This is a genomic window from Desulfovibrio sp. An276 (genome assembly GCF_002159665.1).
Taxonomy (GTDB): Bacteria; Desulfobacterota; Desulfovibrionia; order Desulfovibrionales; family Desulfovibrionaceae; genus Desulfovibrio; species Desulfovibrio faecigallinarum.
In genome coordinates this window covers 298,164-310,562 of sequence record NZ_NFJC01000001.1, presented here as the reverse complement: position 1 = coordinate 310,562, position 12,399 = coordinate 298,164, and the positions used below count along the sequence as shown (strand labels likewise).

The 12,399-nt window shown below is 56.0% G+C and carries 12 protein-coding genes; 5 read left to right on the top strand and 7 right to left on the bottom strand.

What is annotated here, in order from left to right:
• Window positions 1-198: 198 nt before the first annotated feature.
• On the bottom strand, window positions 199-903 hold the full coding sequence (locus B5F76_RS01360; RefSeq protein WP_087349898.1) for a Bax inhibitor-1/YccA family protein: 705 nt from the start codon (window positions 901-903) through the stop codon (window positions 199-201).
• 431 nt (window positions 904-1,334) lie between these two features.
• Here B5F76_RS01360 and B5F76_RS01355 point away from each other — a divergent pair, with 431 nt between their 5' ends.
• Window positions 1,335-1,913, top strand: a complete 579-nt coding sequence (locus tag B5F76_RS01355; RefSeq protein ID WP_087349896.1) for a peptidylprolyl isomerase — start codon at window positions 1,335-1,337, stop codon at window positions 1,911-1,913.
• 109 nt (window positions 1,914-2,022) lie between these two features.
• Here the strand turns inward: B5F76_RS01355 and mnmA are convergent, their stop codons facing one another.
• The 4 genes from mnmA to B5F76_RS01335 form a co-directional block, all read right to left on the bottom strand.
• The gene (gene mnmA / locus B5F76_RS01350; RefSeq protein WP_087349894.1) at window positions 2,023-3,138 is read right to left on the bottom strand and encodes a tRNA 2-thiouridine(34) synthase MnmA; all 1,116 of its coding nucleotides are present in this window, start codon (window positions 3,136-3,138) and stop codon (window positions 2,023-2,025) included.
• A 4-nt stretch (window positions 3,139-3,142) separates the two neighbouring features.
• Window positions 3,143-3,916: an amino acid ABC transporter ATP-binding protein gene (locus B5F76_RS01345; RefSeq protein ID WP_087349892.1), complete on the bottom strand. Its 774-nt coding sequence runs from the start codon at window positions 3,914-3,916 to the stop codon at window positions 3,143-3,145.
• Complete coding sequence (locus B5F76_RS01340; protein ID WP_087349890.1) at window positions 3,900-4,721, bottom strand: amino acid ABC transporter permease; 822 nt, start codon at window positions 4,719-4,721, stop codon at window positions 3,900-3,902. Before B5F76_RS01340 ends, B5F76_RS01345 begins: the two co-directional genes overlap by 17 nt.
• Window positions 4,722-4,854: 133 nt before the next feature.
• A complete protein-coding gene (locus B5F76_RS01335; protein WP_087349888.1) occupies window positions 4,855-5,604 on the bottom strand; it encodes a basic amino acid ABC transporter substrate-binding protein in 750 nt (249 codons plus the stop codon).
• A 458-nt stretch (window positions 5,605-6,062) separates the two neighbouring features.
• On the opposite strand from B5F76_RS01335, the gene rfbF reads away from it, so the two are divergent.
• The 4 genes from rfbF (at window position 6,063) to B5F76_RS01310 (ending at window position 9,512) form a co-directional block, all read left to right on the top strand.
• Complete coding sequence (gene rfbF / locus B5F76_RS01325) at window positions 6,063-6,836, top strand: glucose-1-phosphate cytidylyltransferase (RefSeq protein WP_087350246.1); 774 nt, start codon at window positions 6,063-6,065, stop codon at window positions 6,834-6,836.
• Window position 6,837: 1 nt separating this feature from the next.
• Entirely contained in the window at window positions 6,838-7,944 is a 1,107-nt protein-coding gene (gene rfbG, locus B5F76_RS01320) for a CDP-glucose 4,6-dehydratase (protein WP_087349884.1), read from the top strand.
• A 66-nt stretch (window positions 7,945-8,010) separates the two neighbouring features.
• Window positions 8,011-8,532 carry a dTDP-4-dehydrorhamnose 3,5-epimerase family protein gene (locus B5F76_RS01315; RefSeq protein WP_087349882.1) on the top strand — a complete coding sequence of 174 codons (522 nt, stop codon included), beginning with the start codon at window positions 8,011-8,013 and terminating at the stop codon, window positions 8,530-8,532.
• Window positions 8,529-9,512, top strand: a complete 984-nt coding sequence (locus B5F76_RS01310; protein ID WP_087349880.1) for a prenyltransferase — start codon at window positions 8,529-8,531, stop codon at window positions 9,510-9,512. The genes B5F76_RS01315 and B5F76_RS01310 overlap by 4 nt, the downstream gene beginning before the upstream one ends.
• Before the next feature lie 95 nt (window positions 9,513-9,607).
• Here B5F76_RS01310 and B5F76_RS01305 read toward each other — a convergent pair whose 3' ends face one another.
• The gene (locus B5F76_RS01305) at window positions 9,608-10,351 is read right to left on the bottom strand and encodes a sulfite exporter TauE/SafE family protein (protein WP_087349878.1); all 744 of its coding nucleotides are present in this window, start codon (window positions 10,349-10,351) and stop codon (window positions 9,608-9,610) included.
• A gap of 86 nt (window positions 10,352-10,437) precedes the next feature.
• The gene (locus B5F76_RS01300; RefSeq protein WP_087349876.1) at window positions 10,438-12,339 is read right to left on the bottom strand and encodes a TRAP transporter large permease; all 1,902 of its coding nucleotides are present in this window, start codon (window positions 12,337-12,339) and stop codon (window positions 10,438-10,440) included.
• Between the last annotated feature and the right edge of the window lie 60 nt (window positions 12,340-12,399).

The following is a 12,399-nucleotide window of genomic DNA, read 5'->3' as shown; positions in this document are numbered from 1 at the left end:
ATGCATCCTCAGAAGAAATCGGGTGCGCAGGGAAAAAAGACCCTGTGCATAACTGAATATGCACAGGGTCTTTGGATTCATCTTCAAAAGCCTTTACAGACTATAGGGTGTCCGAAGTGTGTTGCGTCTGATATATGCTCGCTTCGGACGGAGTTACATTTTGCTCCACATTGGTGGAATGCGCTATGCGGTCAATCTCTAGTCGTTGCTGTTGCCACCAAAGAGGCGCAGGAGCATGAGGAAGAGGTTGATAAAGTCGAGATACAGGGTGAGGGCACCGAGGATGGCACCGCGGCGGATGGCAACGGCGTCGTCAAGAGGAGCACCGGCACCGAACTGGCGCAGCTTGTTGGTATCGTAGGCGGTAAGGCCGGTAAACACGATAACGCCCACCACGCTGATCACAAAGTCCATCATGCTGCTGCCAAGGAAGATATTGACAATGGAAGCAATGATGATGCCGATGAGACCCATGAACAGGAAGTTGCCCATGCCGGAAAGGTCACGCTTAGTCACTGTTCCGTAGATGGACATCGCAAGGAACATGCCTGCTGCCGTGATGAAGGCATTGGCAATGGCGCCAATGGGGTAGACAATAAAGATGGAAGAGAGTGTCAGGCCTGTCAGCACGGAGTAGAGCATGAACATGCCCGTTGCCATGGTGGCAGACATTTTGTGCACTGCTGCAGAAAGAGCAATCACAATGCCGAACTGAGCCACGATCAGGGCAATCATGACAATGAAATTGCTGAAGATCATCTGCTGCAGGGCAGGGCTTCCGGCAACGGCCAAAGCCACAACGGAAGTGACGCTGAGACCTGCGGTCATCCATGTGTACACGTGGCGCATGTACACGGAAGCCACACTGAGAGTTCTGGCCTCAAGGGTGCGAGAGGTCTGCATTGATTTCCTCCACAAAATGGCGTCAGCTCCATTGACGCCTTGGTTGCGCAAAGATTGTTTTCGGATGCTGAAGAGCAATGTCTTTCCCCCGGAGAGGTCTCGATTGCGTGTGAGAGTAGGGGCAAGACTTCCAGGAGAAGGTACGAAGAGATGTTTCCTTCGTGCCGAATATGCTTGTTAGCATACAAGGGAAAGAAAGGCAAAATCTGAATGCGCACCTGTTTGCCAGAAAATCCTGGCAAATGAACACGCTCTGTATCATAAGGATAAGGCTTTTTGCGCAAGGGGCAAGGGGTGAGTGAACGCTTGTGCCCTTGCCTGCAGGCGGGTGGCGTGCTATTTCGGCGCTGTTGCGCAAGGGCTGACAACCCTGTCCAAAGCGCGGCAAAGCTTTTCACTGGAGGCCCGTCCCCGGGACGGTGTTTTACGCTATGAAGAAATTTCTCGCATTGGCAATTTTTGTTCTTGGCGCAGGCCTTGTCCTTTGCAGCCCGTCTTTTGCCGGGGCGCCTGTAGTCCAGATAGAGACGAGCATGGGCAACATTGTGGTGCGCCTTGAGGAGCGCAAGGCCCCGATCACCTGCGAAAACTTTTTGAAATATGTGAAGTCCGGCTTCTATGACGGCACTATCTTTCATCGTGTCATCAAGGGCTTCATGATCCAGGGTGGCGGCTTTACCCAGGAGATGAAGGAAAAGCCCACCCACGCGCCCATCAAGAACGAAGCGTCCATTCAGTTGCGCAACCGCAAGTACACCATTGCCATGGCCCGTACTTCAGCCCCGGACAGCGCAACTGCACAGTTTTTTATCAACACCGCCAACAACCGCTTCCTTGATCCCGACAAGGCCAGTGACGGTGTAGGCTACGCAGTCTTCGGCACTGTCATCCAGGGCCAGAATGTTGTCGACAAGATTGAGAAGGTCGAGACCAGCAACAGGCATCCCTTCTACAAGGATATGCCTGTGGAACCGGTAGTCATCAAATCGATGAAGGTCCTTGGCGAATAGAGATACCCTTTCCCTTGTGTGAAAGCACAAGGAGCAAAACAGAAGCCGTGTTCTGCAAAAGTGTTCTTTTGCGGAGCACGGCCTTTGTTTTGCTTGTCGCAATCAATGGTCAGGACAGATGCTGCAAGAGTCCTGCGCAAAGAAGGCGTCCTTCCTCGTCATAGCATGCGGCAACCTGTCCCGGAGCAGAAAGGCTCAATGGCTCGTGGCACAGGATGGTCATTTCCTCAGCATCTCCACCAACAACAAAAATGTCGGCAGGGACAGGCCTTTGCCTGTAGCGCAGGCGCACAAGGCAGGTCTTTGGAAGCTCGTCTGCGTCTACCAGCAGATTGAGCTTGTGCACTCTTGCCCTGGTAATGAGAGTGTGCTTTTTCCCTCCGACATATAGCGTGTTTGTAGCCGGATCCTTTCCCAGGACATACAGGGGCTCGGACCAGGCTATGCCAAGGCCGTGGCGCTGCCCCTCCGTGTATTGCCAAAGACCACTGTGTCTGCCCACCCTTTTTCTGCTGTCTATTTCCACGATGTCGCCAGAAGGAAGGCGTAGACCATAGCCGCCAAGAAAGTCCCTGTAGCCCTGTGGGGTGTCCGGGACAAAGCAGATCTCCTGGCTTTCGTTGGGCTCAGGGACGGCAAGCCCCTTTTCCGCCACAAGGGCCCGCACCTCGTCCTTTGTATAGGAGCTTAAGGGGAAGGCTACCCTTGCAAGCACTTTCTTCTGAACCAGTCCCAGGAAATAGGACTGATCCTTGCGCGCATCCTTTGCAGTGGCAAGCAGAGGGGCTTTTGTCCTGTAGGGATGGTTGTAGTCGAGTCGTGCGTAGTGGCCGGTTACAAGGGCTGCGGCGCCGAGGCTTGCTGCCTTTTCCCAGAGTGCACCGAACTTTATGCGCCTGTTGCACAGGGCGCACGGGTTGGGAGTCAGCCCCTGTTCCCAGGCATGGACAAAGGGACGTACAACGCTTTCCTCGAAGCTTTTTTCAAGATCTGCAAGATGGAAGTCGCATCCAAGGTCGGCAACGGTTTGGGCAAGGCTTTGTTCGCACGCCCTGGCCTCGGAGCTCTCTTCCCTGCGCCACATGCGGGCATGAATGGCCAAGACCTTTCGGCCAGACTCCAGGCTGAGCAAAAGGGCTGCGAGACTGTCGACGCCCCCGGAAACAGCAACTGCCAGAGGTCCCTCTGGCAGTTGTGTTGCTAGATTGCTGTGTGGTGCGGGCATGGGGCTAGAGAATCTGTTCCAGGAACTGGCGCAGACGCGGGTGACGAGGAGCGTTGAAGATGTGCTCTGGCTTCCCCTGTTCGATAATCTGGCCGTGATCCATGAAGATGACTCTGTCTGCGACCATCTTGGCAAAACCCATTTCATGCGTCACACAGCACATTGTCATCCCGTCTTCGGCAAGGCCCACCATAACGTCGAGGACTTCGCCCACCATCTCGGGGTCCAGGGCCGAGGTCGGCTCGTCAAAAAGCATGATGGTAGGCTGCATCGCCAGGGCCCTTGCGATGGCAACGCGCTGCTGCTGGCCGCCGGAAAGCATGGCAGGGTAGACTGCCGCCTTGTCGGAAATGCCCACTTTCTGCAAAAGCTTCAGCGCCCTTTCCTCTGCCTCCGTCTTGCTCAGGCCGAGCAGCTTGCGGGGAGCCATGGTGACGTTTTGCATCACAGTCTTGTGGGGAAAGAGGTTGAACTGCTGGAAGACCATGCCGACATTGCGGCGCATCAGATTGAGTTCATGGGAACGGCAGTGGGAAATGTCCTGTCCCTGAACTGTAATGCTGCCCTGATCAATGGTCTCCAGTCTGTTAATGGAACGCAAAAGGGTGGATTTTCCGGAACCGGAGGGGCCGATGATGACAACCCTTTCCCCGGCATGCACGGTCAGATTTACGTCCTGCAGGGCCGTCAGCGAGCCAAAGAACTTCCACACCTGGCTGATTTCGATGATGGATTCACCCTTTGCAGGCTGTGCGGGATTTTTACTTTCTTCTGTCATAGTAGTTCAGCTTGGCTTCCATGATGGCCACGCATTTGGAAAGGAGCAGGGTAATGATAAGGTAGACCAGGGCTACAATGGTGTAGGTCTCGAAATAGAGATAGGTCTTGGCCGCAAAGCTTCTGCCTCTCTGCATGAGATCCGGCATGGCCATGACGGACACAAGCGAGGTGTCCTTCAGCATGGCGATGCATTCGTTGCCCACAGGAGGCAAAATGGTGCGCCAGGCCTGGGGCAGGATGACGTAGAACATGGTCTGGAAGCGATTGAAGCCAAGGGATCTGGCCGCCTCGGTCTGTCCCTTGGGGATGGCCATGATGCCGGCCCTGAAGACTTCGCCCATGTAGGCGCCATAGCAGAAGGAGATGGCGACAACAGCGCTGGTCAGGCTCGAAACCTGCAGAAATTTGGAAAGGGCATAGTAGATGTAGAAAATCTGCACAAGCAGCGGAATGCCGCGTATGATTTCCACATAGGTGGACGCGCCAAGGTTGATAATCGGATTCTTGGCTATGCGGCCAAGGCCGGTGAGTAGGCCAAGGGGTACTGCGCAGCAGATGGCAAGTGCCGTGACCTCAAAGGTGACCAGAATGCCGTCGGGCAGAAAGGTCAGAACATCCAGATAGGGGTCTGGCCACATTGTGCACAGCACAATGAGCGTGATGATAGCGCCCATCAGGGAAATGGACCATGCTGTGATGATGCGCTTGCCCCAGGGCTTGGGGATTTGCGGACCTTGTGTTGTGAGAACAACGATGTTGCCAGTGCTCTCGTTGTCCGCGCTCTTTTCTGTTTCAGGTGCCATCGCGTTCCAACTTTAAGCTGATTCTGGGGACAGTACATGCGGGGATCCGCAAGATGCCTGTTCCAGATGCAGGGAAATAGAAAGTCCGGAGTCCTGTTCTTGCCAGAACTCCGGACAGGAATATGCAAAAAGACTACTTGGCGCTGCCAAGATGCTCGCTCAGGACGCGATCATAGGCGCCGTTTTCCTTCACCAGCTTGATGCCCTTGTTGAGCTTTTCCACCAGCTCCTTGTTGCCCTTCTTGACCACAAAGGCGTAGCGCTCGGGTTCGCCAAACTGCATGGCAATACGCAGCTTGCCCTTGTATTCGGCCTTCTTGTTGAAATAGTAGAGAGCCACCACGCTGTCGACGGCAACAGCGTCAATACGGCCGTTAACCATGTCCTCAATGGCAAGACCCACGTCATCGTATTCGCGAATCACGGCTCCAACCTTGACTTTTTCAAGAGCCATGATGGCCGAGTTGCCGATCTGGCCGCCAACCTTCTTGCCTTTCAGGTCTTCGGGCTTGGCAAAAGGGGAGCCCGCAGGGGCAAGAATGGTGGGATAGATGTCCAGATAGGGGTCGGAGAAGGTGAAAGCCTTGGCGCGCTCGGGGGTAATGCTGACTGCGGCGGCCACAATGTCGTACCTGCCTGCGGCAACACCGGCAAATATACCGTCCCAGGCGATGTTCTGCACTTCAACCTCGAAGCCACAGGCCTTGGCGATTTCCTTGACCAGGGAAGGATCGAGTCCTACCGGCTGCTTGTTTTCGTCAAGATATTCCATGGGCGGGAAGGTGCAGTCGGTTGCCACAACATACTTTTCTGCGGCATGAGCGGACACTCCAATGCCGAGCACAAAAAGTGCGATCAGGGGGAGCAGGATTTTTTTCAGCATTAGCCGATCCTCCGTGTTAAAGTGGAAAAAATATGTCCTTTCAGTCTAGTACGAGGGGCTTTTGGGGTCAAGAAAATGATTGAAACGCTTGGGAAAAGGAGGACCCCGGGGACAGGGCAGACAAAGTGGCAGGATACCCCTCCGTGTCTGCCGAAAGGAAGCAAAACAGATTGAAAAAACCTGTCTTTTCCTTGTCTGGCATATGTTTGCGAAAGGACAGTTTCTTCCGCCATGTCCCCTGGCCTTCGGGAGAATGGGACTTTTTTGAGGCTTCACTTGTCCTTTTGTCTTGGGTATTGTCTCCCTGCCCTTGGGGACAATTGTTCCCAGGGGCGGAGAAGGCAGCGGAAAGCGGGACTTTTCGCTGGCTTTCGAAAACAGAACCATCAAAAATCGGCAAATCAAGGAGGCGGCGCCCTCCCTTGCCTGCACGCAAGGGGTTTTGCGCTGAATTTTTCATGAAAGTCATAATCATGTGCGGTGGCAAGGGCACAAGGCTGCGCGAAGAGACCGCGGTCAAGCCCAAGCCCATGGTCGAAATTGGCGGAAGACCCATTTTGTGGCACATCATGCACATCTACAGCCGCTTTGGCTACAACGACTTCGTTCTCCCACTGGGATACAAGGGCGAAGTCATCAAACAGTACTTTGCCGACTACCACAGAAGGAACACGAATTTCACGGTTTCCCTGAAAACCGGGGACATCACCACGGACACGGGCGAGATTGAGGACTGGCGCGTGACACTCTGCGACACGGGCGCAGAGACCCTCAAGGGTGGGCGCCTGAAGCGAGTTGCCCGCTACATCGACACGGATCGCTTCATGGTCACCTACGGAGACGGTGTGGCGGATATCGACATTGACGCTCTCGTGCGCTTCCACAAGGAGTCCGGCTGCATAGGCACCTTCACAGGTGTGCGTATGCCCTGCCGCTTTGGCGCTGTACGCACGGACGAGACAGGCAAGATTACTTCCTGGGAAGAAAAGCCCATCCTGAACGAATACATCAACTGCGGCTTCTTCGTCTTCAAGAGGGAGTTTCTCGACTATTTGAGCGAGGACGAGTCCTGCGATCTCGAAAAGGAACCCCTGCAGCGTCTGGCAAGCGAGGGACAGCTTTCCATGTATCCCCATCCCGGCCAGTGGCAGTGTATGGACACCTTGAGAGACAGCCTGCTTTTGAACGAGCTGTGGGACAGCGGCAAGGCCTTCTGGAAAGCGGAGAAATAGCATGTTTCACAATGTGTACAGGGGAAAGCGCGTCTTTGTGACTGGCCATACCGGCTTCAAGGGTTCCTGGCTGTGCGCCTGGCTTGTGAGCCTCGGAGCGGAAGTGACAGGCTATTCCCGCGACATTCCGACGAACCCCTCCCATTTCGAGGCCATGCATCTTGCAGGGCACATGCACGATGTGCGCGGCGACATACGCGACAGGGAGCACTTGTGCAGGGCCATGGCAGAGGCAAAGCCCGACATTGTCTTCCATCTTGCGGCCCAGGCCCTGGTGCGACTGTCCTACGACAGGCCCGTGGAGACCTTCGAGGCCAATGTTCTTGGTACCCTCAATGTCCTGGAGGCCGTACGGGCCTGCGACAGTGTGCAAAGCCTTGTACTCATCACCTCGGACAAGTGCTACCGCAACGACGAACAGGTCTGGGGCTACAGGGAAAACGATCATCTTGGTGGCTACGATCCCTATTCCGCGTCCAAGGGCTGTGCGGAAATCGTTGCACACTCCTACTTCAAGAGTTTCTTTGGGAATGGCCCTCGCTGCGCGACAGTCAGGGCAGGCAATGTCATCGGCGGCGGAGACTGGGCTCTTGATCGCATAGTGCCGGACTGCGCCAGGGCCTGGGCGAAAAACGAGCCGGTGCTCATTCGCTCGCCCCACGCTACCCGTCCCTGGCAGCTCGTGCTTGAGCCCCTGTCGGGCTACCTCTGGCTCGGCGCCCTCTTGTACGAGAAGGACAGCTCCCGTCCCTTCGAACTTTCCGGGGAGGCCTTCAACTTCGGTCCTGGTGCCGAGGTCAACAATCCGGTCAGCGATGTGGTCAAGGGCCTTGCCAGACACTGGCAGGACTTCGAGAGCCGCATGGACATGAACCAGGAAATGACCCGCAAGGAGTGCACGCTTTTGAAGCTGTGCTGCGACAAGGCTCTGGCTGCACTTGGCTGGAAGGCGACCCTCGATTTCGACGAAACCATACGCTACACGGCCGAATGGTATCAGCGCTACTACCGCGGGGACGGCATGAACACATCCATGCTGGACTTTACCCTGGGACAGATCAGCGCCTACGCAAACGCAGCCGAAATGCGCAACCAGGCCTGGGTGTAGCATCCCGAAACGACAAAATGCGAAACAGTCCGGGCCAGATGCCCGGCACATAGACATAGAGGTACCATGAGCGAAGGACAGGTGCACGCAACGGACATCATTGGCGTGGAATACATGGAGCTGGACATGAAGCAGACCCCGGGCGGGGCGGTCCTGCACATGCTTAAGCCCGATTTGCCCATACGCCTCCCCGGAGAGGAGAAGATGCAGGTGGGCGAAGTGTACTTTTCGGAAGTTCTGCCCAATCACGTCAAGGCATGGAAGCGCCACACACGCCAGACACAGCACTTTTGCGTGCCCCAGGGCTCTTTGGGAATCGTTTTGTACGACACAAGACCAGATTCCTTAAGCTGCGGAGCTCTTGTGAAGCTTGTGCTCGGGCGCGAGGACATGTACGGGCTTTTGCGCATCCCGAAGGGGGTATGGTACGGCTTCACGGCTCTTGGCGAGAAGCCGGCGCTTATCTGCAACGCTGTGGACATTCCCCACGATCCCGCAGAAGGGGAGCGTGTCGAGTGGACGGACGAGAAGGCAGGGTTCATTCCCTTTGACTGGAAAAATCCGGATTTTGTGAGGAAGCAGGCATGAGCCTTGGCGAAATACTGCAAAAGTCCCTGGCAGGCAGGCCAGAGGGCGCTCCCAAACGGACTGGAAAAGAGCTTTGTGGCGTGTGGTACCGCCTCATGCGTCCGCCCTTTTTCATCACTGCTGCCATACCGGTCTGCGTTGCCTTGGGCTTTGTCATGCGGACAGGCTACCCCATGGACAGTGCGCTGTGGCTGCGCTTTGCAGGACTTCTGCTCGGCTGTTTCTGCGGCCTGACCATTGCCAATCTTGCCAACGAGCTCTTCGACTACGTGCTCGGCACGGACGCAAGGGAGGAGAGCATTGGCGGCACCGGGGCCATACAAAGCGGGCTTGTGTCCTGCCGCGAGCTCTTTTTGGCCATACTCTTCTTTGTGGCAGTGACCATTGCCATAGGCCTTGGCCTCATCCTCTCCCTTCCGGAAGGGTTGCATGCCCCCCTGATCCTGCTCACCCTCTTTGCCGTGGCCTCTGCCATCTTCTATGTGGCTCCGCCCATACGCTATGGCTACAGGGGCCTTGGCGAGGTCATGGTGGGGATCAACATGGGCTTTATCATCGTGGGAGCATCTTCTGCCATCCTGGCCGGAACCTTCGAGCTTCGGGCCCTGGCCCTGGCACTCCCTGTGGCGGGCATGGTGGCAGGCATTCTCTACTATCAGAGCCTGCCGGAAATAGAGACGGATCTGGCAGCAGGCAAGCACACCCTGGCCAATATCCTGGGCAAGGATCACGCGCTCCTTGTCTTCAGGATATGGTGGCCTGCCATCTGGATTTTGCTGGGCAACCTCTGGCTCAGTGATCTGGCAGGCTGGCCTGTGGTGTTTTGCCTTTTGAGCGTGCCCTTCTGGTGGAAGGCGCAAAGGCTCATCGCGGCCAGGGGGGATGGCGACTGGCTTCCCCTGGACAGGTACGGCTATCTTGTCAGACTGTGCTATCTTATCAGCGGAGCAGCCCTTGTGTGGGGCGCTGCCTGGAAATAGACAGGATCCGACAAAACACAAAAATACAAAAAGGCGTTCATTCTTCGGACAATGCCGGAGAGGGAGCGCCTTTTTTCATGCCGTGTGCTTATGGGCTACAGGGCAAGCAGGCCCCTGACAAGACAGACAACGCCGGCAGCTGCAATGACAAGCAAAAGGATGCGGCGAAAGACTGCCTGGGAAATGTGTTTTGCAATTGGCAGGGCAGCCATCATGCCAAGGATCGTGGCAGGTCCTCCGAAAAGGGCATGCTCAAAGACGTCCATGGTGTAGAGGCCTGCCGAGGCGTGGGCTGCCATGGTGATGAGGCAGACGAAAAAGGTGTACACGTTCATAGATCCGAGCGTTTCGAGCTGGTTCCATCCTGCGTACAGGGAATAGATGGCGACAGGCGGGTTGCCGAAGGAGATGGATGTATTGACAAAACCGGCAAAAAAGCCGGCTGTCAGGCCTGCTGGCACAGTGTCGCCATGGGCCTTGCCCTGAGAATGGTTGAATTGCCAGGCCACAAAGAGAATCATGATGACGCCTGCGGCAAGCTGCAGGACAGATGTTGGCAGGATGAGAAGGATGCCAAGGCCGGCTGCTGCGCCTGGCACGGCGCCAACAAGAAGGGCCTTGAGTGCATGCCAGCGGGTATGTCGCCAGAAGACCCAGGCGGTGGAGGCGGAAATGATGGTGACGCAGACGGTCGTTGCGGGAACAAGGATCGCGGGATTCATGGAACCGGCCACAATGGGCAGGGCCACCATGGCGGCACCCATGCCGCTTATGCCGTTGACAAAGCCAGCCAAAAACCAGGCGAAGGCAAAGAGCCAGAGAGATGGATCGTCAAGCATGTCGGTGGAGAAGAGTTTGGGTGGAAAAAAGGGGGCGGGCCTGCACCCACCCCCAAAAATCTGGAAACCTTGTCAGTGAAGAAGGGCTAGTTGCCTACAAGGCAGAGCGGAACCTGCGGGAAGTAGGTGATGACAAGAAGGACCAGAATCATGAGACTAATCATGGGCAGGGCTGCCTTGGCGATGCGTATGATGTTCTCGCCGGAAACACCACTGGCCACGAAGAGATTGACGCCCACGGGCGGGGTGAGGAAGCCGATGGCAAGGTTGACAACCATGATGACGCCGAAGTGGAGCGGGGAAACGCCCACGCCGGTGACAACGGGCAGCAGGATCGGGGTGAGAATGACGATTGCTGCCAGAGCTTCCATGAACACGCCGACGATCAGGAGCAGGATGTTGATGATGAGCAGGATGAAGAACTTGCTGTTCGTGAAATCAAGGATGGCGCGGGCGATGGTGCCTGGCACATCCTCGATGGTCATGATGTTGCCGAAGATGGTGGCCATAGCCATCAGAAGGATGATGGTGGCAGAGGTTTCGGCAGCGCTCACGCTGCATTTGAACAGCTTCTTCAGATCGATTTCGCGGTAGATGAAGACACCGACGATGATGCCGTAGAAGGCTGCCACAGCAGCCGCCTCGGTGGGTGTCATAAAACCGCCGTAGATACCGCCAAGCACGATGACCGGCACCATGAGGGCCCACTTGGCATCCCAGGCAGCCAGGGCAAGCTTTTTGCCGGAGCGCTCTTCTGCGTCACCCTTCCATCCCATCTTCTTGGAATGGAAGTAGGAGTAGGCCATGAGCACAAGGCCGCAGAGGATGCCGGGAATGATACCGCTGATGAAGAGGTCACCAATGGAAACCTGGGCCGCGATGCCGTAGACCACAAAGGGGTTGGACGGGGGAATCATGACGCCAAGGGCGCCTGCTGCAGCCACGATGGCGCAGGAGAAGGCCTTGTTGTAGCCGCGCTCAAGCATGGCGGGGATGGTCAGGGAACCAATGGCTGCCACTGTGGCCGGGCCGGAACCGGAAATGGCGCCAAAGAACATGCAGGTCACGACCGTGGTCATGGCCATGCCGCCGTACATGCCGCCGAGCATGGAGTCGGCAAGCTTGAGAAGGCGGGAGGAAAGACCGCCTTCACCCATGTATTCGCCAGCCGCGATGAAGAAGGGGATGGCCATGATGGGGAAGTTGTCCAGGGAGGTGAAGGCAACCTGGGAGAGGTATTCCAAAGGCAGGGTGTCTGCGCAGATGATGGTGGCCAGGGTGGAAAGGCCAAGGCCGATGGCGATGGGCACGCCAAGGACGCAGAGAGCTATGAAGTAGCCGAAAAGTGCCGGCAGGGGTGCAATGTAGTCGTAGATGAAGACATCACCTGTCACGTAGAGGCTGATCATGACAGGATACATGGGGATGCCGAGTGCAAGGAGTGCCACAAGGCCTATGATGGTATCGGTTGTGCCGCAGACCTTGATCTGCTTCCACAAATTCTGGATGAGCCTCAGGCTCATGAGGCCGAAGCCTATGGGCAGGATGAGGTAGGGGACGAGGAAGGGTATGCGCAGGGCCGTGGTGTACTGCGGATACTGCATGAGGCGCTCAATCTGACCCCAGCCGGTGATGGCAATGACCAGGGTGAGCAAGAGGAAGCAGCCATCGACCACTATCCAGCTGATTTCCTGCCAGCGCTTCGGCAATTTCTCGTAGATGATGTCGATACGAATGGACGAACGCTTCTTGATGGCAACGCAAACTGCAAAGTACGTTATCCAGATGAAGATGTAGCGGGAAATTTCTTCGGTCCACACCATTGCGCCTGCAGTTTCAAGCAGGTTCGAAACGATGTAGCGGTAGAAGGTCTGCAGGGTGATAAAGCAGATAATGGCTATGAGGCCGGCAACAAGAAAAATCTTTTCGAAATTTTCGTCAAGCCAGTGCCATATGCCTTGTTTTTCTTCGAGTACAGCTGTGGCCATGAAGTCCTCTCGGATGGAAAAAAGAAAAGGGGGCTGCCTTTCGTATGCAGCCCCCTCCGA